The sequence below is a fragment of the Bacillus sp. XT-4 genome, assembly GCF_050864245.1.
GTDB lineage: Bacteria > Bacillota > Bacilli > Bacillales > Bacillaceae > Bacillus > Bacillus altitudinis.
Map to the genome: position 1 here is coordinate 848,966 of NZ_JBPAFI010000002.1, position 23,669 is coordinate 872,634.

At 40.1% G+C, this 23,669-nt stretch carries 25 protein-coding genes and 1 tRNA gene; 4 read left to right on the plus strand and 22 right to left on the minus strand.

Features of this window, described 5'->3' with window-relative positions; genetic code table 11:
- The first annotated feature begins 10 nt into the window (after positions 1 to 10).
- The gene (locus ACRRMM_RS09580; protein ID WP_428828840.1) at positions 11 to 1,102 is read left to right on the plus strand and encodes a GGDEF domain-containing protein; all 1,092 of its coding nucleotides are present in this window, start codon (positions 11 to 13) and stop codon (positions 1,100 to 1,102) included.
- A 211-nt stretch (positions 1,103 to 1,313) separates the two neighbouring features.
- Complete coding sequence (cspB, locus tag ACRRMM_RS09585) at positions 1,314 to 1,514, plus strand: cold shock-like protein CspB (protein WP_008349061.1); 201 nt, start codon at positions 1,314 to 1,316, stop codon at positions 1,512 to 1,514.
- Between the two features lie 112 nt (positions 1,515 to 1,626).
- On the opposite strand, the gene ACRRMM_RS09590 is transcribed toward cspB, so the two are convergent.
- The 9 genes from ACRRMM_RS09590 to queG all read right to left on the minus strand — a co-directional run bounded on the left by ACRRMM_RS09590 (position 1,627) and on the right by queG (position 11,469).
- Complete coding sequence (locus ACRRMM_RS09590; protein ID WP_017360371.1) at positions 1,627 to 1,986, minus strand: hypothetical protein; 360 nt, start codon at positions 1,984 to 1,986, stop codon at positions 1,627 to 1,629.
- Positions 1,987 to 1,999: 13 nt separating this feature from the next.
- A complete protein-coding gene (locus tag ACRRMM_RS09595) occupies positions 2,000 to 2,524 on the minus strand; it encodes a flavodoxin family protein (protein WP_007497041.1) in 525 nt (174 codons plus the stop codon).
- A 17-nt stretch (positions 2,525 to 2,541) separates the two neighbouring features.
- Positions 2,542 to 4,161, minus strand: a complete 1,620-nt coding sequence (locus tag ACRRMM_RS09600; protein ID WP_017366903.1) for a DHA2 family efflux MFS transporter permease subunit — start codon at positions 4,159 to 4,161, stop codon at positions 2,542 to 2,544.
- A 39-nt stretch (positions 4,162 to 4,200) separates the two neighbouring features.
- Positions 4,201 to 4,833, minus strand: coding sequence for an HlyD family efflux transporter periplasmic adaptor subunit (locus tag ACRRMM_RS09605; protein ID WP_007497037.1), 633 nt, complete (start codon positions 4,831 to 4,833; stop codon positions 4,201 to 4,203).
- A 363-nt stretch (positions 4,834 to 5,196) separates the two neighbouring features.
- Positions 5,197 to 6,360: a sporulation protein YhbH gene (yhbH, locus tag ACRRMM_RS09610; protein WP_007497035.1), complete on the minus strand. Its 1,164-nt coding sequence runs from the start codon at positions 6,358 to 6,360 to the stop codon at positions 5,197 to 5,199.
- A gap of 140 nt (positions 6,361 to 6,500) precedes the next feature.
- Positions 6,501 to 8,396 carry a PrkA family serine protein kinase gene (locus tag ACRRMM_RS09615; RefSeq protein WP_428828839.1) on the minus strand — a complete coding sequence of 632 codons (1,896 nt, stop codon included), beginning with the start codon at positions 8,394 to 8,396 and terminating at the stop codon, positions 6,501 to 6,503.
- Between the two features lie 443 nt (positions 8,397 to 8,839).
- Complete coding sequence (gene trmL, locus ACRRMM_RS09620) at positions 8,840 to 9,313, minus strand: tRNA (uridine(34)/cytosine(34)/5-carboxymethylaminomethyluridine(34)-2'-O)-methyltransferase TrmL (protein ID WP_003211950.1); 474 nt, start codon at positions 9,311 to 9,313, stop codon at positions 8,840 to 8,842.
- Between the two features lie 43 nt (positions 9,314 to 9,356).
- A complete protein-coding gene (locus ACRRMM_RS09625) occupies positions 9,357 to 10,259 on the minus strand; it encodes an amidase domain-containing protein (protein ID WP_125589189.1) in 903 nt (300 codons plus the stop codon).
- Between the two features lie 61 nt (positions 10,260 to 10,320).
- On the minus strand, positions 10,321 to 11,469 hold the full coding sequence (gene queG, locus ACRRMM_RS09630; RefSeq protein WP_026050065.1) for a tRNA epoxyqueuosine(34) reductase QueG: 1,149 nt from the start codon (positions 11,467 to 11,469) through the stop codon (positions 10,321 to 10,323).
- An 83-nt stretch (positions 11,470 to 11,552) separates the two neighbouring features.
- On the opposite strand from queG, the gene ACRRMM_RS09635 reads away from it, so the two are divergent.
- Positions 11,553 to 12,149, plus strand: coding sequence for a hypothetical protein (locus ACRRMM_RS09635; protein ID WP_212047075.1), 597 nt, complete (start codon positions 11,553 to 11,555; stop codon positions 12,147 to 12,149).
- A gap of 96 nt (positions 12,150 to 12,245) precedes the next feature.
- On the opposite strand, the gene ACRRMM_RS09640 is transcribed toward ACRRMM_RS09635, so the two are convergent.
- From ACRRMM_RS09640 to ACRRMM_RS09695, 12 genes are all read right to left on the minus strand, one after another.
- Positions 12,246 to 12,319 (minus strand) — tRNA-Gly (locus ACRRMM_RS09640).
- Positions 12,320 to 12,446: 127 nt separating this feature from the next.
- Positions 12,447 to 13,103 (minus strand): hypothetical protein, encoded by a 657-nt coding sequence (locus tag ACRRMM_RS09645; RefSeq protein WP_212047074.1) that lies wholly within the window; start codon positions 13,101 to 13,103, stop codon positions 12,447 to 12,449.
- 79 nt (positions 13,104 to 13,182) lie between these two features.
- A complete protein-coding gene (locus ACRRMM_RS09650) occupies positions 13,183 to 13,464 on the minus strand; it encodes a hypothetical protein (protein WP_008349089.1) in 282 nt (93 codons plus the stop codon).
- On the minus strand, positions 13,461 to 14,366 hold the full coding sequence (locus ACRRMM_RS09655; RefSeq protein WP_046527427.1) for a PqqD family protein: 906 nt from the start codon (positions 14,364 to 14,366) through the stop codon (positions 13,461 to 13,463). The genes ACRRMM_RS09650 and ACRRMM_RS09655 overlap by 4 nt, the downstream gene beginning before the upstream one ends.
- Entirely contained in the window at positions 14,350 to 15,816 is a 1,467-nt protein-coding gene (locus ACRRMM_RS09660) for a hypothetical protein (RefSeq protein WP_008349094.1), read from the minus strand. The genes ACRRMM_RS09655 and ACRRMM_RS09660 overlap by 17 nt, the downstream gene beginning before the upstream one ends.
- The gene (locus tag ACRRMM_RS09665) at positions 15,794 to 16,540 is read right to left on the minus strand and encodes an ABC transporter ATP-binding protein (RefSeq protein ID WP_008349096.1); all 747 of its coding nucleotides are present in this window, start codon (positions 16,538 to 16,540) and stop codon (positions 15,794 to 15,796) included. Before ACRRMM_RS09665 ends, ACRRMM_RS09660 begins: the two co-directional genes overlap by 23 nt.
- A 115-nt stretch (positions 16,541 to 16,655) precedes the next feature.
- Complete coding sequence (locus ACRRMM_RS09670) at positions 16,656 to 16,868, minus strand: hypothetical protein (RefSeq protein WP_003211695.1); 213 nt, start codon at positions 16,866 to 16,868, stop codon at positions 16,656 to 16,658.
- Between the two features lie 541 nt (positions 16,869 to 17,409).
- Positions 17,410 to 18,552, minus strand: a complete 1,143-nt coding sequence (ssuD, locus tag ACRRMM_RS09675; RefSeq protein WP_017360383.1) for an FMNH2-dependent alkanesulfonate monooxygenase — start codon at positions 18,550 to 18,552, stop codon at positions 17,410 to 17,412.
- Positions 18,553 to 18,566: 14 nt separating this feature from the next.
- The gene (locus ACRRMM_RS09680; RefSeq protein ID WP_235562248.1) at positions 18,567 to 19,355 is read right to left on the minus strand and encodes an ABC transporter permease; all 789 of its coding nucleotides are present in this window, start codon (positions 19,353 to 19,355) and stop codon (positions 18,567 to 18,569) included.
- Between the two features lie 44 nt (positions 19,356 to 19,399).
- The gene (locus tag ACRRMM_RS09685) at positions 19,400 to 20,392 is read right to left on the minus strand and encodes an aliphatic sulfonate ABC transporter substrate-binding protein (protein WP_428828838.1); all 993 of its coding nucleotides are present in this window, start codon (positions 20,390 to 20,392) and stop codon (positions 19,400 to 19,402) included.
- Between the two features lie 14 nt (positions 20,393 to 20,406).
- Entirely contained in the window at positions 20,407 to 21,174 is a 768-nt protein-coding gene (locus ACRRMM_RS09690) for an ABC transporter ATP-binding protein (protein ID WP_428828837.1), read from the minus strand.
- Positions 21,175 to 21,336: 162 nt separating this feature from the next.
- The gene (locus tag ACRRMM_RS09695) at positions 21,337 to 21,492 is read right to left on the minus strand and encodes an FbpB family small basic protein (RefSeq protein WP_034647783.1); all 156 of its coding nucleotides are present in this window, start codon (positions 21,490 to 21,492) and stop codon (positions 21,337 to 21,339) included.
- Positions 21,493 to 21,757: 265 nt separating this feature from the next.
- On the opposite strand from ACRRMM_RS09695, the gene ACRRMM_RS09700 reads away from it, so the two are divergent.
- Entirely contained in the window at positions 21,758 to 23,050 is a 1,293-nt protein-coding gene (locus tag ACRRMM_RS09700) for a homocysteine synthase (protein WP_008349114.1), read from the plus strand.
- A gap of 42 nt (positions 23,051 to 23,092) precedes the next feature.
- Here ACRRMM_RS09700 and lepB read toward each other — a convergent pair whose 3' ends face one another.
- A complete protein-coding gene (gene lepB, locus ACRRMM_RS09705; RefSeq protein WP_017360387.1) occupies positions 23,093 to 23,659 on the minus strand; it encodes a signal peptidase I in 567 nt (188 codons plus the stop codon).
- Between the last annotated feature and the right edge of the window lie 10 nt (positions 23,660 to 23,669).

Sequence of the window (23,669 nt, forward strand, 5' to 3'; positions counted from 1 at the left end):
TGATTTTATTTTGCTAAGAGACCTCTTTATTAATTTAACAATTCTTGTCACTTTCCATTATTTATTGATGCTTGTGTTTAAAGAGAATTTTTTAAAAAAGGAAGACACCTTGCTCAGACAAATTTTTAAAGGAATCATTTCTGGGTTACTCGGTGTCCTCTTAATGTTTTTCTCTATTAAAGCAGGACCAGCCATCATCGATTTAAGACATATCCCCCTTATTTTAACGGCATTTTATGGAGGCATTGCACAAACGTTCATTGCAGCCTGTGTGATCATTATTGGCAGATTATTAATCGAAGCCAATGTCGCTTCTTTCATTAATATTTTTTCCATGATATTTATCGCCACAGCTTCCTTTTTAATTGCTGAGCGTCATATCAATCACGTCGTAAAAATGCTGTTATCTATTACCATGAGCAACGTCATAGCGACTAGTTTATTTATCTCCATCGTCAATGAAAGATCGTTTGAACTGCATGCTGCCTATTGGATTTTCTCGTATATTGCCGGTTTATTTAACTTTTATGTCATTGAGCATCAAACAAAAGCGTATCAGATGTTAAATTTGTATAAATTCCAAGCTCATTATGACTTTTTAACTGGTGTTTTAAATAAACGGAAATTCGATGAAATATTAAGTGATGCTTTTTCTCTGAACTTAAAGCAACCTATCCATCAAATGTCCTTGATTTACCTAGACATCGATTATTTCAAAACCATCAATGATCAGTATGGACATCATGAGGGAGATATCGTTTTAAAAGAAATCGGAACAAGGCTAATTAAGAACACAAGAAGCTCTGATTATATTGGGCGAATCGGCGGTGAAGAATTTGCTGTGCTTTTACCGAATTGTTCCGTTGAAAAAACATGGCAAATTGCGGAACGTTTACGAAAAAAAATGGCGGATCAGCCAATTTATTTACAAAACGGAACATCGATTCACATTACGGTGTCAATTGGATGTGCTTATGATGCAGGAACAAGTGAAAACATCAAACAATTACCGATTATTGCAGACCAGGAGCTCTATAAAGCGAAGCAGTCAGGCAGAAACCAAGTGAGCTTTTCTGGACGTAAAAGAGAACACTTAACATAGGCTTTTTCCTCAATTTGTTAGCGCTAATTATTTTTAAAAAAGTTTTCGTATAACAGTTGTTTTTTCCCGCAAACACTGGTAAAGTAAAGGTAATTATTTTTGTTCGTATCATCTTTAAGAAGAAAGTTTTGAAAGAGTTTTCGTCTTTGAAGTTTGTGTAAGAGCAAGAATAGTGAATTTAAGCGTTAAGATCGCTTTAGGAGGAAATTTCATGTTAGAAGGTAAAGTAAAATGGTTCAACTCTGAAAAAGGTTTCGGATTCATCGAAGTAGAAGGTCAAGACGATGTATTCGTTCACTTCTCTGCTATCCAAGGCGAAGGCTTCAAAACTTTAGAAGAAGGTCAATCAGTTTCTTTCGAAATCGTTGAAGGTAACCGTGGACCACAAGCTGCTAACGTTAACAAAGCGTAATTTAAGAGCATCTGCTCTTTTAGCACTTTATAGAGTGAAGGAAAACCGCTCGGCTTATGCCGGCGGTTTTTTTGTGTAATAAAAAAAGAGAACCTGACAAGAGGTTCTCTTTTTATTTGTCCTTCTGCTTTAGTTTCTGTAAAGCAGAACGATACATATCATCATTCATTTTCGTCTCTGGTTCTTCTTCTTTGACAGGTGGTTCTGGCTGTTTAAACTTTTGAAGCGCCTGTCTATAGAAATCATCACCTGACGGAGCATCATCTGTCTGAGAAGGCTCTGACGCTTTTTCTTCCACTTCAGGCTCTACAGGTCTCGCCGCAACTTCTGGCTCGCTATGCGGCACGTCAGGATGATTCGATACATCTTCTTTGATCTCTTCCTTCTCGGCCGAAGCGTGTCTGACATTGAACGCTACTAATCCGATAATGACTAGAACAGCAGCTACTAACGCTACAATAATCGTCGCCAAAAGAACCCTCTCCTTATCGCTTAAATGACGCAGTGACTGATGCTACACGTCTTCCTAATGCTTTCCCTAGCTCAATGCCTTCTGAAGAAATCACTTCATCAGAATCAATCGGGCACGTCACACCTGCTCCATAATAAGAGCCGTATAACGCATTTTCTGGAACATTTCCAGGAAGGCCGACCACAAGCATCCCTTGATGGAACATCGGCGTAATCAAATTGTGCATCGTCATTTCTAATCCGCCGTGTGTTGTTGCAGTGGTACAGAAAACGGCACCGACTTTATCGATGAGTTTTCCTTCTGCCCATAAATACCCAAGACGGTCAATCCATGTCTTTAATCCAGAACTAATGGTACCAAAGTGACCAGGGCAGCCCCAAATGATTGCATCCATTTGATCAAGCTTGCGGATATCCGCATCTTTCACATGATCAATGAACACTTCAGCTTGCTCTGTTTCACCTGCGCCAGCTGCAATCGCTTCTGCAAGTGCTTTTGTATGGTCACCTTCACTATCGTATACGACATAAATTTTCATGTACGGTCCCTCCACACTTATCTTGCATCTTGGTTTGCTTCCTTAGGTGCTGGAAGCAATGTCATTTCTTGTTTCTTATCCTGCTTTTCTTTTCGCTTTTTATCCTTACGTACATCTCGCAGGAATAAGCTAAGAATCACACCAGCTGCACAGAATAATGTCACCCACATGTAAGCATCATTGATGCCCATCACATTTGAATCAACTTGTGCTTTCGTAAAGAGCTGGGTAGACACATATTTTTGAGCAGCTTCTGCTGTCATGCCCATATGGTGCATCACATTAGAGACAGCCGCCTGGAATGAATTCATAAAGAACGGGTCAGCTGTATTCGTTTGATCTGCCATATTGGAATAATGGAATGTCGTGCGATTTGTATAAATCGTCGTGATCAAACTCGTACCGATCGAACCACTGATTTGTCTCAGTGTGTTTGACATCGCTGTACCATGACTGTTTAAATGCTGCGGTAATTGGTTCATCCCAGCAGTCATGACTGGCATCATCAAGAGTGACATACCAAAGGCACGTACTGCATACATGAGCACAATGTGACTATAAGATGTATCAATCGTTAGCCTTGTAAACTCGTATGTGGTGACAACTGTAATCAGCATCCCCACAATGGCAAGTGGACGAGGTCCAAATTTATCAAACAAGATCCCTGAAATTGGGGACATAATGAGCATCGCAAGTGCCCCTGGAAGCATTAATAGCCCCGATTGCAATGCAGTAAACCCAACGAGGTTCTGCAAGTAGATCGGAAGTAAGAACATCCCAGTGTATAAGGCAACGGTAATAATAATGTTAATAACACTTGATAATGAGAAAATGCTGTATTTAAACACGCGGAAATCAAGCATCGGATTATCCGCTTTTAGCTGTTGGAAAATAAAGAGAATAATCGCAATCGCACCAACAATAATCGTAGATAGAACAATTGGATCTGTCCATCCATCACTTCCCGCTTCGCTCACCCCGTATAGAAGCGAAGCAAAACCAACGATCGACAGAATCGCACCAAGGCTGTCCAGCTTGATTTTTTTAGGCTCTACAATATTTTTAAACATAAAGAAAGCCGCGATAATGACAATCGCACCGATTGGTACAAGTCCATAAAACATAATACGCCATGAATAATGTTCAATAATATAACCAGATAGCGTTGGTCCAACAGCTGGCGCAAACATCATCGCAAGACCAAAAATCCCCATTCCTTTCCCTCTGTTTTCTGGAGGGAAAATAAAAAGGATTGTTGTCATGACGAGCGGCTGTAAGATACCGCCACCGACTGCCTGAATCAAACGACCAATCAGCATCGTAGAAAAGTTTGGCGCAATACCGCAAATAAAAGTCCCTAGTGTAAATGAAATCATCGCCACGAGGAATAAGCTGCGCTGGCCAAAACGTGTGATTAAAAACGCAGATAACGGAATGAGCACACCGTTGACAAGCATGTAACCTGTTGTAAGCCACTGAATTGTCGTCGCACTCACATTAAATTCAGTCATTAAATGGGGCATGGCTACGTTCAAAAGCGTTTGGTTTAAAATCGCTACGAACAAACCGGCCATTAAAATGATCAGTAAAGACAAGGAGCCTGCTCCCTGTTTTGTCGCTGCAGGTTGATTTGCCATCTCAGACAACCTCCTTTCATTTTTTGATATCAGTCATCATTAAGATGAAATTTTGACAGAAGCATTCATACCTGGAAGTACTTTGTCAGATGGATTTTTAATTGAAATTTTCACTGCTACTTTTTGTGTCACTTTCGTGTAGTTACCACTTGAGTTTGTTGCTGGCAGCATATTGAATGTTGAGTTTGTTGCATAACCAATTTGTTCAACTGTTCCTTCAAATGTTGTATCAGGATCGCCGTCTACAACGATGTCCACTTTGTCGCCTTTTTCAATGTTCTTAATGTCTGTTTCTTTAATATTCGCTGTAATGTAAAGCTTGCTTAGGTCAATCGTTTCACCAAGAACTGTCCCAGGCTGCACTTGTTGGTTGTTTTGTACTTCTTTTTTGACTAATGTGCCATCAGCCACTGCTTTAATGTTTGTTTTTGCTTCTCCTTCAACTTTTGCAACTGTGCTGTCTTTTTGCACTTCGTCACCTTCATTGATGTCCCAGCCTTTGATTTGTCCAGCTGCTGGCGCTGTAATTTGGTACATGTCACCTGTCACTTTTGCTTCATCTGTTTTTACGAAGTTTGTGCTTTCGTAGTAGTAATAAGCACCTCCGGCAATAATGGCAAGAATCACAATAAGGCCAATAATATTTGTTAGCAATAAACGCCCTCTGTTCATGTTTTGTTTCTCCTTTCATGTATAAAAATATAGTGTCATCTGCTTTAGCAAACTTAGAATGCCCATCATCTGACAGATTATGAAACAAGCTCATAGAGCTGCCTGTTTCCACTTTTTCTACTCTGCTGAAAATGGTGTGCAGCCCATTTATACTTATTGTTCACTTATGAGCAAAAAGCAGAAAAAGAAGAAAAGACGATCGGCATCTTTTTTTGAAAAACTTATATTTAACAAGATTAAATATTAATAAATGAAAATTGAAATGTCAAAGAGAAAGTTTTACTTTTTTTCTGGTGATCCCTTCCTTCTCCACACAAAAAACCTTTCAGCCCTTATGCTGAAAGGTTTTTTTGAATGTTCTCTTTAAGAAAGAACTTCTTCCTGCTGAAAAAATTTTTTTAATGCGAGAAAAACGTCTGATTTTTGCTTCAAAATATAATGCTTAAATTTCTCATCCTGAATATGTTTATATGCTGACATTAACGTAGAATGCCGATTATATTGATTCACTTCACCATAACAAAATAAATTGGCTTTTTTCATAATTTCAGAAACGAGCTTCACGCACCGTGCATTATCAGAGGTCAAATTGTCACCATCAGAAAAATGGAAAGGATAAATATTATATCGTGACGGAGGATATCGTTCGTCTATGAGCTCTAGTGCCTTTCGATAGACAGAAGAACAAATGGTTCCCCCGCTCTCTCCCCGAGAAAAGAAGTGCTCCTCATCTACGACCTTCGCCTCTGTATGGTGGGCAATGAATTCGATCTCGACTGTCTCATACTTTGTCCGCAAGAAACGTGTCATCCAAAAGAAAAAGCTTCTCGCCATATATTTTTCCCAAAGCCCCATACTTCCGCTCGTATCCATCATCGCTAGGACAACCGCTTTCGATTCTGGTTTGGTGACTTCATTCCACGTCTTATACTTAATATCCTCTGGATAAATGGGATAAAAGGAAGGGCTTCCTGTCATGGCATTTCGTTTAAATGCTGACAGCATTGTGCGTTTTTTATGGATATTACCGGTTAACCCCGTTTTGCGAATATCATTAAACTCAATTTCCTCGACAACGATATCATCAAGTTCCTTTTGTTTAAGATTTGGTAGCTCCAGCTCACGAAACAGCGCTTCCTCTAAATCCATTAATGAGACTTCTGCTTCGTAATAATCATCACCGGCTTGATCTCCAGCACCTTGCCCTTTTCCCTGCCCTTGCTTACTGTCAGATCCATCCCGAGCGACCACATCGCCAACCTGGCTGTCTCCATCCCCCTGACCTACATGCTTATTCTTATCATAGTTGTACCGAATTTTATATTCATCTAAAGAACGGATCGGAATTTTGACCACATCTTTGCCATTAGACATGATGATGCTTTCCTCTGTGACAAGATCCGGCAAATTGTTTTTAATCGCCTCTTTGACTTTTTTCTGATGACGCTGCTGGTCATCAAAGCCTTTTCGATGGAGGGACCAGTCTTCCTGAGACACAATAAACTGACTTTTTTCTTGCCGGGACATCCATCCCCCTCCTCACCTTTTTGGACAATTCTTGTACCCATCGATTCCATTATCGTATGCTGGCCGTCGTCGAAATGACGACGATTTCTAAAAAAGACATTACTGGTGCTGGTTTGCCCCAATAATGCCTCCTTCATTTATTAACGATTCAGAAGACTACCTACATATTTTAAGAGTTCATTTGCACTTGTGGAATTATAGCCATGCTCATCAATCAATCGCGCCACTACTTCATTGACCTTCTTCAACTGCTGCTCATCCGGGGTTTTCGTCGATGTCGTAATTTTCACGACATCTTTCAAATCGGCAAAGAGCTTCTTCTGAATGGCTTCTCGTAATCTCTCGTGAGAATTATAATCAAAGCGTTTGCCCTTTCTCGCATAAGCCGAAATCCGAATGAGGATTTCTTCTCTGAATGCCTTTTTGGCGTTTTCAGAAATGCCGATCTGTTCCTCAATTGAACGCATGAGCTTTTCGTCAGGATTCATTTCTTCACCTGTTAACGGATCACGCAGTTTGTTTTTATTGCAGTACGCCTCAACATTATCTAAGTAATTATCCATGAGAGTTTTCGCAGACTCCTCATAGGAATACACAAATGCCTTTTGAACTTCTTTCTTCGCCATATCGTCATACTCTTTTCGTGCGACAGAAATAAAATTCAAATAACGTTCCCGATCTTCACTTGAGATCGATGGATGCTGATCGAGTCCTTCTTTTAAGGAACGGAGGACATCCAGTGCATTGATGGATTCCATGTTCTTTCGAATAATGGTGGATGAAATGCGGTTAATGACATATCTCGGGTCAATTCCGCTCATTCCTTCGTCATGAAATTCCTTTTTCATCTCATCAATATCAACAGATTGGAAACCTTCGACACTTTCCCCATCATACAGTCGCATTTTTTTCACCAAATCGATATCAGATCGCTTCGGCTCTTTCAGCCTTGTCAAAATAGAGAACATCGCAGCCACCTTTAGCGTATGCGGTGCAATATGAACATCTGAGACATCACTTTCTGAAATCATCTTATGATAAATGCGTTCTTCCTCTGTCACCTTTAAATTATAAGGGATCGGCATCACAATAATTCTTGAGTGTAAAGCCTCGTTCTTTTTATTCGAAATAAATGATCGGTACTCCGTTTCATTCGTATGTGCAACAATCAATTCATCCGCACTAATCAACGCAAAACGCCCCGCCTTAAAATTTCCCTCCTGCGTTAATGAAAGAAGATGCCATAGAAATTTCTCATCACACTTTAACATCTCTTGAAATTCCATCATTCCACGGTTCGCTTTATTGAGCTCTCCATCAAACCGGTACGCACGCGGGTCTGACTCTGAACCAAATTCAGCAATCGTTGAAAAATCAATACTTCCTGTTAAGTCGGCAATGTCCTGAGATTTCGGATCAGACGGGCTGAAGGTACCAATGCCGGTCCGTTTGTCCTCTGAGAAAAAAATTCGTTCCACTCTCACATCCTCAATGCGGCCGCCATATTCCTCTTCGAGCCTCATCAAGTTCAAAGGTGATAAATTCCCCTGCACACGTATGCCGTATTCTCTATAGAAATCCTCCCGCAGATTTTGCGGAATGAGATGAAGCGGATCTTCATGCATTGGGCAGCCTTTAATCGCATAGACTGCGCCATGATCTGTTAGTGAATACTCTTCCAGCCCTCTTTTCAGCCTTGTGACAAGCGTCGATTTCCCGCCGCTGACTGGACCCATTAACAATAAAATACGCTTTCTGACATCTAAACGTTTAGCCGCAGGGTGAAAATACTCTTCCACTAGCCTTTCCAATGATTCCTCTAAACCAAAAAGCTCCTGATCAAAAAATTTGTAGGTTCTGACCCCATTCTCCTCTTCAATCCCGCTATCCTTAATCATATGATAAACGCGAGAATGAGCAGATTGAGCGACACGTGGATTTTCTTTAATAATATCTAAATATTCGCTGAATGTGCCTTCCCATTTCAGTCGCTGCTCTTCTTCTCTGTGCTGTTCAATTTTCTTTAAAATATCCATATGAACCTCCTCTTTCAAGATTGAAGCTAGAAATCAGATACTGTTTTACAATCTATGCGGAGGCGTCCTATTACATGCTTTCGTTCTTCAAAATGACGAATTGGCAAACTGAATTGACAACCATCCGCAAGACCCTTCATAATAAAGGAAAAACAGGAGAAAAATGATCTTCATCTCCTGCTTTTCAAGGCGAACATCACAACATATGAAACCGGCAGCAAAGGAACAAAGGGATAAGGGGGAGCTTATATGAGAACGGTCATTATGATGGGCGTCATCATTACGTTTTTAGTATCCATTTTCACAGCTGGCTACGAAGGCAAGCCTGGTAAATGAAAAAAAGGATGTTCCATCAGCGGAACATCCTTTTTGATTTCGTTCATATTTTCAGCACTTACATATTCACTGAAAGCGAGATGGGATCTCGGCTTTTTATCATGTTCTTATATCAAATCTCGGTATTGTTGCTGGCGAAGCGCCTCATACACAAGAATCGCTGCCGTATTCGATAGATTCAGTGAACGAACATGCTCTGTCATTGGTAAACGTAGACAGCGATCCATATTCCGTTCAATCAAATCTTTTGGCAATCCACTTGTCTCTCTGCCAAATACAAAGAAGTAGTCTTCATCTAGCTGCGAGTAATCGAACGTTGTATGCGGCTTTTGCCCAAACTTTGTGATATAGAAAAATTGCCCCTTCGGATGAGCCTCAAACAATTCATCTAATGAATCATGATAGACGACATTGGCATATTTCCAATAATCGAGTCCTGCACGCTTCAGCATTTTATCATCTGTCGAAAAACCAAGCGGACGAATCAGATGAAGTGTTGTATTTGTTGCTGCACATGTTCGCGCAATATTTCCAGTATTAGCTGGAATTTCTGGTTGATATAAAACGACATGAAGTCCCAAAAAAGTTCACCTCTAATTTTCTTTTCCGCTCAACATTATACCATTAACTATCCTTCGGAGCATCGTCCAAAATGTGAAAAAACGTATAAAGAATACTAGGTGTATAAGCCGTTGAATCTTCATACGACCAGTAACGCATACGGCTGTCATACGTTTGTGCATTCACAAGAGGCATTCCGCCTTTATCATGATCAACAACAATGGTTGTATGATTATACCTACCGTCACCCTCAAAATCGTAGCAAATCACATCACCTATTTGAAGCTCCTGCGGCTCCTTGAGCTTCTTCGCTCTCAACCCCGCTTTGGAATTCGCTAAATAATTTTTCATCGAATGTGCCACCGTCCAGCTGTAGCTCCATGTATGTGGACGAACCCACCAGCCAGATCCACGGTTCGGATATCCTCTCGTTGGCGCATTCCCTGCTTTTAGACATTGTGAAATAAAATTCGTACAGTTATCTTCGAAATTTTTATATGCTGGATTTCGTTTATTCCAATACGTCTCAGCATATTGAACAGCAGCACGCCGGTCATAGTGAAAAGCTCTTCCAAATTGGTCTTCGTTTTGGAAGCGCTCATCCACCTGATCTTCCTTTTGTCGTTCTTCTAACATCATCCGATCTTTCACAAGCATGTCGTTATAAAGAAACGCTTCTCTTTTCTCAACCTGTTCCTCTAAATAAAAAGAATCGTCTATATCCTTACAGACATAAGTGAGGTGAGCGAGATATTGTACTTGCTGAGCTCCATCATCTTGAATAGCTGAATCGAGAAGTTTTGCTTTTGCTTTCGCCTTGACAATCTCAACTTGTCTTCTTGCAAACAGCTCTTTCTTTCGCTCCACAGCGTCCACATCAGACATCAGCTGCGGCTGTTTGATCGTACTGCCATTTAATAAATATGCCAGTCTGTCTTCTAACGTTTGTTCTAATAATTGTTTCACACAGACACCACCAAACTTTTTTTAACATCTCTGTTTGGTTCATTCTATGTTCAATGGGAGGTTATTTAGTATTTAAAGGTGTTTGTAACAATTCAATCCCTTTGATGATCTCTTGTTTTGCTTCTTCATCACTTTCCCGCTCAAGGGCTTTTTCGAGTTCTGAAAGCTGCTGACCATCGCCAATTTTACCGATTGCCCAAGCAGCCGTGCCTCGAATGACCGGTCTTGGATCTTTATGCATCAGGTCAACCAAATCTGGCAAAGCAGATGTATCTTTAAAGTGAGCAAGTGCCAAAATGGCATTCCGCTGAATAGGCTTTTTCCCTCGCCATGATCCAGAAACATGACCATACTTCTCTTTAAATTCACGATTGCTGATTGTCAGCAGTGGCTTTAAGAGCGGCTTTGCAATTTCAGGGTCCGGCTCCATTTCAGGATGTAGATGAAAGTCTTTCCCTTTATTAATTGGGCAGACCGTTTGGCACGTATCACATCCATACAACCGATTTCCTATTTTCGAGCGAAATTCGTCAGGTAAAAACCCTTTTGTCTGTGTTAAAAACGAAATACACCTTTGAGAATTGAGCTGGCCTGGATTCACAAGAGCACCCGTTGGGCATGAATCCACACATTTATTACAAGTTCCGCACTGGTCTTCTATTTTCTCATCCGGTTCAAATGGAACATTTGTAATCATCTCAGCCAAATAGACATAAGATCCGAACTCAGGTGTGATAATCATACAGTTCTTTGCACTAAAGCCAATGCCAGCACGTTCGGCTACAGCACGGTCAGACAATTCACCTGTGTCCACCATTGATTTTGTACGTATATCTTCGTGTTTACTGCGCAAAAATTCTTCAAGCATGTCGAGCTTTTTTTTCAGCACAACATGATAATCAGTTCCCCATGAAGCCCTGCAAAAAATCCCTCTTCTTGCATCCTTTGTACTTCGGGGAGCATCTTTCATTTTAGAAGGATATGCGAGCGCAATGGCGACAATTGATTTTGCTTTTGGAAGCAGCAAAGCAGGATTTGTTCGTTTTTCGATATCAGGCTCTTCAAAACCGGACAAATACCCTAACGATTCATGTAAGATGAGGCGGTCCTTTAATGAATCAAATGTATCAGCACTCGCAAATCGAATTTTATCGACACCAATTTCGTTCGCATATTGAATTAATTCTTCTTTTAATTGTCCAACATGAATCACCTTGCAAACCTCCTTTCTTTGTTTCTTCAGTTGTTTTCAGTATAATACGAGTGTATCATGACCGATTGGAGTGAGTCACTGTGAAGATACAAATGGAAATCTCCCAACCTCAAAGCCCGTCTATCCATGTTGGACAGATTGAATATTCACATATTGAGATAGGAAAATCCCCTCAAATGTTAAAAGGCCGACTGCGCCTGTTTCAAGAATCTTTGTTTTTTGAATATGAAGATCAAACTTTGGAAGAAGTACCAGCGATCAAAGAATGGACGAATCTTCTAGAAGATGTCCCCTTTCTTCCGCTTCTTGCTGATATTCAAAAAGAACAATTTATTGACTCGACCAATTCCGTACAGGATTTGTCGATATTTTTTTCACTAAAATATTTCTTGCCTATCCTTACATTAGATGCCGATCAATTGAAAGGGCCTCTTTCATTATCCAAAAATGAAACTGGTCATATTGAATGGCAGGATGGCGCAGAGCTTAAAGGGTTATTTTCTCAAGCAAGTAAAGCTCAAATTTCTCAAGACACAAAAAGCATTCTTCAAATCATTCTCTTCCCACCATCTATTTCCCGGGAAAAGAGTGAAGCGCTTATACAATCCTTGACGAAGATGTTTATACAAATACATGGTGGAGAAAGTGAATATGAACTCATTGAAAAAGCACTGTAGGTCACAGTGCTTTTTACATTATACTGACATAATAAAAAACGCAACACTTCGTTTATCTATGAAACGAAATACTGCGTTATAAACAAAATTATGTATTGGAGCGGGTGATGAGAATCGAACTCACGACATCAGCTTGGAAGGCTGAGGTTTTACCACTAAACTACACCCGCATCAATCTTTTAGAGACAACATCATTGCGTTGACTTTTATTATGTTACAACTTTCTTAACAATTCGTCAAGAGAATATGAAGATTTTTCGTCAAAAAATTTCATATTCTCCATATATATTACGATAGTTATTTGTCTAGCTGGATATAAAATAAATAGGCATGTGACTTATTCTTCAGCGCTTGCTTAGGATTTTTCTCAATCACTTCAAGCATCGGTGAATTTCCGTCTTTCCCCATTGCCGCTGTATACGCAATCAGTGCCTTTCCTCCAGAAGTTACTTTGACCGTATCAGATTGTGCAGAAAAAACATAATCACTTACTTTGAATGGAAAGCTTGCTGTTGCTTTTGTCATTCCCTCATTCTTGTTATCTGACCACATACTAAATTGTGATTCATATGTATCTTTCTCATGCCTTAATTGTAAAAGTACATTCATCGTTTGGTCGGTACCATCCTGATGTAACGTAAAAGTCGAAGAAGATGCTTCCTTATCAACTAGCCGGCCATTTTTGTAGTGGCTCCCGATAAAAGTAATACTCTTATCATTCTTCGTTAATCCTTTAAGTGTAAGAGCTACTATTTCATTCGTCGTTGATGCCTCTAGTAAGTTTTTTTCTTTCTTTGTCAATTTCATTTTTTCAATAGTTACTTGGTTTTTAGAGTCAGACCCTGTTTCTATTTTAGAGATCGTTTTCTCTGTCGTTGTTGTTTCTGCAGCCTTCTCGCCGCATCCTGCTAATAGAAAAACAGTAAATAAAAGAATGCTCCATTTCTTAATCATTGATATCCCCTTTTATACATTTATTTTTTATTATACTAAAATTTGGTTGATTATACAAAAAAAGATTAGGAGAATTCTCCTAATCTTTCGCTTTTTTCTGTTTCATGGCTGATAGGAATGCCACAATGAGAAAACTGACAGCAAAAATGACAACCATATAAATAAAAAAGTTTGGTTTGATTTGGAACGTAAATGCAGACGAACCTTCCATCTCAAAAGCAAGACTGTTAAATAATAATTCATTATTTGTTTTTGATTGAAATAAGTGATAGAACAGAACACCAATGGTCAGCATCGGAAAACCTAAGAAACCTAGGAAACTACCAACAATTGCACCTTGTTTCATTGCCTGAACGTTCATGATCGTTGTCCTCCCATTCCACCAAGCAATAACTGCTTCATAATAGACTTACCATCCCCCATAAACGGAAGAAGGTAGAGCAATTGAATAAAATACGTGATTGAAAAAATGAAAAACCCTGTCGAAATTGGATTTTCTTTTAGAAATAAAACAGTCACAATGATTCCGACTGCGCCAATGAGCCCCGGCAAAAGCGGACCAAGCAGTGTAATCCACACTTGTTTTTTCTGAAATGGGTCTAAAACAGGCCTCACAAATTTCACAGACATCATATCGCTCGCAAAAAAGCCTTGAGGACCATCCCGGCCGGCGAACTTCCGATGTGCATACCCATGTGCCGCCTCATGCAAGGCAGTTCCAGTAATTAATCCGAAATAAATAATCGTAAAATAAATCGCAATGGCTGCAATCGATGGATCAGGAATAAATAAAAAGGCGATTCCCGCCATGATCATAAAAAGCACCCAGAAAAAGATGATTTTGCGCGTTACCATCAGCAGAGCCGTACCCAATATGTGAAGAAATGAATGACCCGTGCAGTCAAACCGCTCTTTCATCTTTACTTGATACTGCTTAAAAAATTGACAGAAGGCTGTGACAGTCCGATATGGCGATTGATAATGAATCGACAGCAAGTGATGCTGATTCAGCCCCATCATCAATTGATAAAAATCACGGGCAATCACAGACTCATCGACCTGAAACAAATCGGCGAGCTCTGCCGTAATACTCGCCTCTGTCCTTTGACCATCCACTTTCGTTAACATATGATATGCACTTTCGTTAATCGGAAGCGAACTTCCGTACTGCGTATCAGTCAAATGTCTTTTTTGTAAAGTCACATATGGCGCAAGTGCCGGCACCCGCTCAATCTTTAGCTTATTGTTAAGAAGTTGAATCATGTGAATACCTCCATGAAAAACCTTTATATATGGCAAAGATGAGCAGACATTCAAATCCTGCCACAAGCAGCCACTGAAGCATTTGACTCGATTCCCCTATCACATAGTTTCCAATAAATACAATCGGAATCATGATTAAAATAAGCGCTCCAAACGAGAAAATACCTGTGTAAGGATTATTTCGATCAAGGGGTAATAAAATACCTACCACATAAAAGAGAGCCGTTGCATTACACAAGACAGCAGCGCCAATCAACACGATCCAGATCTGATCAGGGAGCGTCAGTGTTGTGATCATAAATAAAACAATTTGGATCACACCAACGAGCAAAAGTCCGAGGAACTTATAAAGAGCCACTTCCCACGGCCTTAGACCAAACGTTTTATACATCCCAAGCATACGTTTGTCATTGCCAAATGAATTAAAAGCTGTTAACCCAGCTAGCGCACATAAGACAAAAAAAGCTTCTCCTTCAAAGCGGAAGGCAAACTGATAACGGACAAATAAAATGACAATAAGGAGGATGAGAAAGTTTAAAATATTTTCTTCATTTCTCACTTGTGACTTTATTTCCTTTACAATGAGTGACCACTTTTTCGAAGATGAAAATGGCAGTTTGTGCAAAAAGGTTAACGCTTTTTTCTCAGCCATAATTGGCATTAAAGCAAGAGAAATAAATGCGCCTCCCGCAGATAATAAGATGAAGAGGATCAACATCGCATAATTCACCCCGTCAGGAGACATCCCTTGTGCCGCTAAGAAAAACGGTGCTGTAAAATACATCAAATGATAATCAAACTGTACATATGATTGCTGTATTTGATTAATGTCGAAATGTGTCATTCCATAGGCTACAACTAGCGCTAATAAAACAAATATCGCTGCAAATTTTTGCAACGGTAATTTTAATTTTAGTACGAGTAAATAAGTCACGTTGTAAATGAGCTGAAGCAGTGTTAAGACAAAGAGCGATTGCAACAGCACCATCAAAAAGAACGTAAGAATAAAGAAAATACCGATCCCTTGTGCAATAAAATTAGGTAAAAGCAAGATCCCGATGAAAAATAAAACAAGCCCTGTCACGACTGTCACCATCGGAATGAAGTAACCAAGACTTTTTTGAAAGGTAGACAGCGGAAACCAGCTGAGCTGCATAGAAAAACGATCTTGTTCAGGTGTTCTGACTTTGATCAGCACAAATAACAAGCTTGTAAAAATGGATGCATTGATTGCCATCGACACAACCAACAACCCAAGTGAACGTTCATCTCCATTTAAGAAAGCCTTCATAAAGACACCCGTAAAACTGTATCCGATGATGGCTCCCATTGTGACTGCAAACAAAAAGAATAAGACCACAATGATTCGCTTCGTTTGAGTATCAAAGAGCTTATACATCTCCTGCTGCCACATTTTAAGCATCATTTTAGAAATGATTAATGATTTCATCAAAATGTGCACCCCTATCACTTAACATTGAAGCTTTCAGAAACACCTGTTCCAATGTGCTTGATTGATACTTTTCTTTTAAGGCTGAAACCGTCCCTTCATCCATTTTATTTCCTTTAGAAATAATGGCGATCTTGTGGCACAGCTCTTCCGCTGAAAGCATATCATGCGTTGAAAGCAAGATTGCACCATGGTGCTCGGCATAACGTTTCATTAGTTTCTTTGTGTTTATAACCGCTTCAATATCAAGTCCTCTAAAGGGCTCATCCATGATCACTAATTGACTCTCAAGCATAAAGGCAGCAATCAGCTGTGTCTTTTTTTTCATTCCATGGGAATAGGTTTCAATCGGTCTTGATAAAGCTGATTCCATATCAAACAATTCAATTAGTTGATTTCTTCTTTGAATTGTTTTACATTCATACATAGAAGAAACGAAATCTAAATATTCAGCACCAGTCAATGCTTCAGGGAGCAGCAGATCATCTGGAACATAGGCGACTTGTTTTTTAAAGGATGGATCATCATTTGTGACGTCCTTGATATGAATGGTTCCTTCTGTATGCTTAATGATGCCGAGTACACAGTTAATCATCGTTGTTTTACCGGATCCATTTGGTCCAGCCACAGCAACGATTTGATGAGGGGCAATTTTTAAATGAAAATCATTGACAGCAGTCACGTTATTTTTATACGTCTTGGTTAAATTCTCGATCGTAAACATATAACCTCCAAGTGTCTGCATATTCTTTAAAAACAGATCAGGCTAAACCGCCCGCCACAGACGGTTTAGCCCTGGTGTCTTATCTAAGAAGTAAAAAGATGAATCCTAAGTATAGCTACTTACATTCAATTTGGACTTTTAAGCCACTTTCCCACTGAACGGCTCCTGTAAAGCTACCCTTGCCGTTTGCTAAACACCAAACTGCTGCTCCTAGAACAACTGTTGCTCCCAATCCAAGAAGGACAGCAACAAATACTAAGAACCAAGCTTGGTCCATAATAGCAGGTTCCATAGTGGAATAGTCAACTTGCGGCGCTGCATAAGTCATACTTTTCACCTCCCAGCTTATGATGATCGTATCATAGGCGTCACACTCCAAACATCAACAGAAGATCCCATTTTTGACCGAACGTATTTTCGTGTAAAATGTGACTTTTTATTCAATTGTTCATGTTCAACTGTATAAATTCTCCCTTTTTTACTATTTTTCACCACAACATAAGAACCACAAGACCCAAATATTGGCAATGAATCCATCTTTTTTCTGCCTTTTTTCAAATAGTTCATTTTCATCATCTCTTCTATTTAATCTTTCATTTTTTTGAGATAGAAAGAATTCCCCCGATATATCAGATATAAAAGTCCTAATTATATGTCGTTAACACATCAAATACGACATATTAACTGATAATTCCAACAAAAGAGTGAGCATATTTTCCTTCTTCTCTTGTCTCTTAAAATATGTATATACAAGAAAACCTATTGGGAAAAAAGCCCTTGCCTTCTTCCACAGCACATATCATTTTACTTGCATCTCTTTCTATAAAAAAAGCAAAGCAGCCCGACAAGTATGACTGCTTTGCTTTCATTTATGAGGAACTTGCAGCAGAGGCTGTATCAGGAAAGTAATTGTTCCCAATAATTTCACCAGCAGGAACGTGTGGTCCTGCATCACCATTTCTTTTAAATGGGAGAAGCGGGAAAACAAGTTCTGCTAAATAATAAGATTCTTCTAAGTGCGGATAACCAGAAAAGATAAATGTATCAATACCTAGAGACTGATATTCTATTATACGTTCTGCTACTGTATGCGGGTCCCCGACGAGCGCTGTTCCTGCCCCGCCTCTAACTAAGCCAATGCCTGCCCAAAGATTAGGGCTAATTTCAAGCTTCTCTTTATTCCCTTGATGTAATTCAACCATTCGTTTTTGCCCTACTGAGTCCATCCCTTGTAAAGTCTTTTGCGCCTCATCAATAGTCTCTTGATCTAAATGACGAATCAGATGTTCCGCTGCCTGCCAAGCTTCATCTTCCGTTTCTCTCACGATCACATGAAGTCGAATACCAAACCTCACCGTTCTTCCTTCCTTTTCAGCCTGCTTTTTCACTTGTGCGATTTTCTCTTTTACTTGTGCAGGCGGCTCGCCCCAAGTTAAATAAACATCTGTATGTTTTGCAGCGGCTTGAATGCCTGCTTCTGATGATCCTCCAAAAAAAACGGGTGGATGTGGTGTTTGAGCTGGTGGAAATAGCAGACGTCCATTTTGTGCTTGCAGATGCTTCCCTTGAAACTGAACATTCTCTCCTTTCAATAACCGCTTCCAGATGGTCAAAAATTCTTCTGTTGCCTCATAGCGTTCATCATGAGAAATGAATAGCCCGTCTCCTTCAAGTTCTTCTTTACTTCCTCCCGCTACAACATTGATCAGCAGTCTCCCGCCTGAAAGCCGATCAAATGTGGAGGTCATTCTAGCAGCAACAGACGGCTGCATCAACCCTGGCCGAAGAGCCACAAGAAACTTTAAATGAGTTGTCTCTGCAGCTAAAGCGGCCGCTGTCAGCCATGGATCTTCACAAGATCTACCAGTAGGCAGCAAGACCCCTGTGTACCCAAGCTGATCGGCAGCTTGAGCAATTTGTTTAAAATACGGATAGTCTGCCTGTCTTGCCCCTTTCGATGATCCTAAATAACGCCCATCCCCATGCGTTGGAATAAACCATAGAATATTCATCATATCGCCTCCTATTATTTTTCACCTTGATAACTTGTGCGCCATTTGAGCAGTCGCTTTTCTAACAGCCGTACAAATGAATCAGTCATCTTACCAACTACCGCAAAGATGATAATCCCTACAAACACTTTATCCGTTTGCGAGAATTGTCTTGCATCCATAATCATGTAGCCAACTCCACTACTCGACCCCATCAATTCAGCCACCACTAAACCAAGCCAGGCAATGCCTAATGAAAGCCTCACGCCCAGAAGAATATGAGGAAGGGCAGCAGGTAAAATGAGCTTTGTGATATTTTGATACAGATTAAACTCTAAAGCGCGAGCCACATCGAACAGCTTGTTATCTACACTGCGAATTCCTAGAAAGGTATTGATATAGATTGGAAAAAAAGCCCCAAGTGCAATCAATAAAATTTTCGCTGATTCATCAAAACCAAACCAAAGAATAAATAAAGGAGTCACCGCTAAATGAGGAACTGTTCTCAGCATTTGCAAGGTCGGATCTACATACTGCTCGGTTTTCCTAGAAAAACCGACACACAAACCCATCGCAAGTCCTAAACCTCCCCCAAGTAAAAACCCGCATATTGCTCTGTAGAGACTGATGTAAATATGGCCAAACAGCTCACCGGAACGAATCAACTCACGAAAAGATTCTGCAATGACAGTGGGTGCAGGTAGTACAGTAGAAGAAACGATTTGGGAAGCAGCAGCTCCCTGCCAAATCGCAATGAGTAAAGCAGGTAATACAAGTCCTTTTAACATGATGAAGGATGAAGCTTTTCTCCTTTTTTTCTTCATTCGCTCGGTTTTAGTCACAAGGGCTGGGTTAGATGCAGCTTTCATCAATTCTTCTCCTCTTTCAGCATTTTTTCAATAAACGAATTATCTACCACCTGATTGACATCAATCTTCCGCTGTATCGCCTTTGTTTGATATTGAAAATCAGCTGTATGCTGCTGGGCGTTTATGATCTTCTTAGAAATGGGCTCATTGAGCGGCTCTGTATTGTTTAATACTTGTGTCACCACCTTCTGATCTAATTGTTTCAAACGAGCATAAAGTGTAATGGCTTCCTGTTGATGATCTTTCTGCCATTTCACCGCTTTGTCATATACTTTTAAAAATTGCACCACTAGTTCAGGGTACTCATCGGCAAACTTGGTTCTGACAAGTGTGAATCCAGGTGAATATAAATCGGTCGCTTCTCCATTAACCAGTAGCTTTGCTCCCTTTTCTATCGTTTCAAGTGATAAGAACGGCTCCCAGATCGACCAAGCATCAACTGACCCATTTTCAAACGCAGATATTGCCTCATCCGGCTGAAGCTGAATGATCTGGACATCCTTTGCAGATAAACCTGCCTGATCTAATACTTTGTATAAAAAGTCAAAACCACTGCTTCCTTTGGCAACGGCGATTTTTTTCCCTTTTAAATCTTCTACTTTTTGAATCTCACTGTTCTTATTCACTAAAATCCCATTCGCCTTTAACCCATCCTGAGATAAACCAATTTCCTTAAAATTAATACCTGCTGCCTGACCAGCTATAACAGGTGAATTACCAACCTGTGAAAAATCTAATTGATTGGCGGCAAGCCCTTCGAATTGGGGAGGACCACTTTGGAACTCCACCCACTTGACTTTCACACCTTCTTTTTCAAATGATTGCTCAAACCACCCTTTTTCCTTTGCTAAAAGAAGTGGGCTTAGACTTTGCTGAATCCCAATCCGAATCTCTTTCGGCTTGTCTTCTGATCCATTCGCTGCTTGACGACCACACCCAGCTAATACAAGGAGGATACCCAGAAAGAGAACGATCCTTTTTTGCCTTTTCATTCGATTTGACCTCCTTAAATTCCTGAGCCATTCGTCAGTAATAGCTCATCTGTTTTCTCAAATTCTGAAAGCACCTTTTGTCTTAAGCTCTGAAAAGCTGTTGACGTTCTATTCCGCGGGAATGGTAAGTTCACGGGAAGGATTTTATGAATTCGGCCGGGTCTTGCTTGTAACAGCACAATTTCATTGGCTAAATAAATGGATTCGTCAATATCATGAGTGACAAGCACCATCGTTGTTCTTTTCTCCTGCCAAATATCCAGCAGCACATCCTGTAAGTGTTTCCGTGTAAATGCATCTAGCGCACCAAAAGGTTCATCAAGCAATAAAATCTCCGGATCACGCAGGAGTGCTCTTGCAATAGCAACACGTTGTGACATCCCGCCTGAAAGCTCATGTGGATAGGCGTGTTCAAAGCCTTTTAACCGAACAATGTCAATTAATTCATCCAATTTGCGGCGAACAGCTGCTTGTTTTAAATTGAAATTGGCAGCGATATTTTCTTCGACCGTCAACCATGGAAATAAGCGATGCTCTTGAAAAATAAAGCCCTGTTTCATTCCTGGTTCTGTCACACGCCTTTCTCCTATCACGATCTGCCCATCATAATCTGTATCAAGCCCTCCAATCATCTTCAGCAATGTACTTTTCCCGCAACCGCTCGGACCAATCACCGTCACGAATTCACCAGGAACGATGGTGAACCTTACGTTTTCAAGCACTTGAATGGTTTGTTTGTCTTTCCAAAAAGACTTATCCACAATATCAACGGAAATAGTCAATGCAAGTTCACTCCTCTTGTCATCAGATAGATACACAGAAAGACCCTTATCCCAAAAGAGAGATAAGAGCCTTCGTGTTGTCCGATCAGCTATTCATATTGAGTTGTTAGCACCATCCTAAATCATATTATTCCTATGAATCAACTATATTTTATAAAATAGTTATTTCGACCTTGTATGCTTTTCATCAATACGATCGTAAATCTCTTCTATTCGTTCTTGATTGCTGTAAATTTCATATTTGTTCCGCTCAATCAAAATGTCTAATGTGATATCCAAATGTTTTCTGTATTTTTTTCGTTTTTTCTTTTTCTCCATCTTCATCTTCCCTTCAGATTAAAATAAAAAAAGGCCCTTCACTCATGCCTGAGTGAACGAGCCTTCGGTTGACCGATCAGCAATTCTTGTTGGTATTTTCAGTATGCTTATGTTAATACATACTATTCCGACATGTCAACTATATTTATTGTTTTTTCAGATTTATCTAAAAAATGATTGACCGGGCAGTAAACAAGATTTATAGTCTTATTAAATATTTCTTATTAAAATAGTTGGTTTTATCTAACAAAAGGAGGATACACACATGTCAGAAGAACTTCAATTTCGTTTAGAAACAAAAGCAATACACGCAGGTCAAGAACTGGACTCAGCCACCTATTCAAGAGCTGTACCTATTTACCAAACAAGCTCTTTCGGTTTTAGAGATAGTGAGCATGCGGCGAATTTATTTGGACTTCAGGAACCCGGTAATATTTATTCACGTATTATGAACCCGACAAATGATGTGTTTGAAAAACGGATCGCTGAGCTTGAAGGCGGAATTGGTGCACTTGCTGTCTCCTCAGGACAAGCAGCGACCACTTACTCCATTTTAAACATTGCAGGAGCTGGTGACGAAATCGTATCCTCTAGCAGTCTGTATGGCGGCACATATAATTTATTTGCTCATACCTTGAAAAAGCTTGGAATAACAGTAAAGTTTGTGGATTCCTCAAACCTTGAAGAACTTGAAGCAGCCATTACAGATAAAACAAAAGCAGTGTATGCAGAGAGCATCGGAAATCCAAAAGGCGACATTTTACATATTGAAGCCGTATCAGCCATTGCACACAAGCACCACATTCCTCTAATTGTGGATAACACACTTGCAAGCCCTTATTTGTTAAGACCGATTGAATTTGGCGCAGACATTGTTGTCCATTCAGCGACGAAATTCATCGGCGGCCATGGCACATCCATTGGCGGAGTCATCGTCGACAGCGGCAAGTTTCCTTGGAGTGATAGTGATAAGTTCAAAGGCCTGACGGAACCAGACCCTAGCTATCATGGTCTGACGTATACAGAAGCGATTGGCGAAGCAGCTTATATCACAAAAGCACGTGTACAGCTCTTACGTGATCTAGGGGCGGCTTTATCACCATTCAACTCATTTTTACTCTTGCAAGGCTTAGAAACATTGCATCTTCGCCTTGAACGCCACAGTGAAAATGCATTGAAGACAGCACAATTTTTACAAGATCATCCTCTTGTAGAATGGGTCAGCTATCCAGGTCTTGAAGGCCATGAATCCTTTGAGCTGGCTCAAACTTATTTACCAAAAGGGCAAGGCGCCATCCTCACATTCGGCATTAAAGGTGGCAAAGACGCAGGAAAAAAACTCATTGATTCGGTTCAGCTTTTCTCACATCTTGCAAACGTAGGCGACTCTAAGTCACTCATCATCCACCCTGCCAGCACAACGCATCAGCAATTAAGTGAAGCAGAGCAAAAAGCCACAGGGGTGACACCAGAACTTATTCGTTTATCTGTTGGAACAGAAGCGATTGAAGATATTCTGGCAGATCTAGAACAGGCGATTTCAAAAAGCCAGTCTTAACCAAACAAAAAAAGCACACACCTGTGTGCTTTTTCTTATTGACTAGTGATTGATTAATCGAATATCTTGGAAGGGATAAAACACGAATGATGTTGTCCCTTGAATATCACTCTTTGTAAAAAGACCTAAACCGTTGCGACTGTCCATTGAGTTTTGGCGGTTGTCACCCATGACAAAGTACTTTCCTTTAGGGACTGTAAGAGGACCAAAATCAGGTGTCAGCAAGGTGCCATCTGCGGCAGCTTTCTTTTTGTTTGATGCTAAATAAGGCTCCGCCACTTTTTGACCGTTCACATATAGCTGGTCATTTTTCATTTCGATTTTATCACCAGGTAAACCAATCAATCGTTTCACATAGTGAGTACTGCGGTCTTCCCCATCAAGAACGATGATCTGTCCGCGTTTATAATCGCCGAAGTAATCGACTGTTTTATTCACAAACACCCGCTCTGTATTATGCAGTGTCGGTTCCATAGAAGTCCCCTTTACAATATACGGTGCGAATAAAAAGTTACGAATGATAAAAACAGCAATAAATGCGATTAAGATGGCTTTGATCCAGCCCCATAATTCTGATTTCTTTTTTTGTGTTTTTGTATTTGTTGTCATAAGCTCCTCC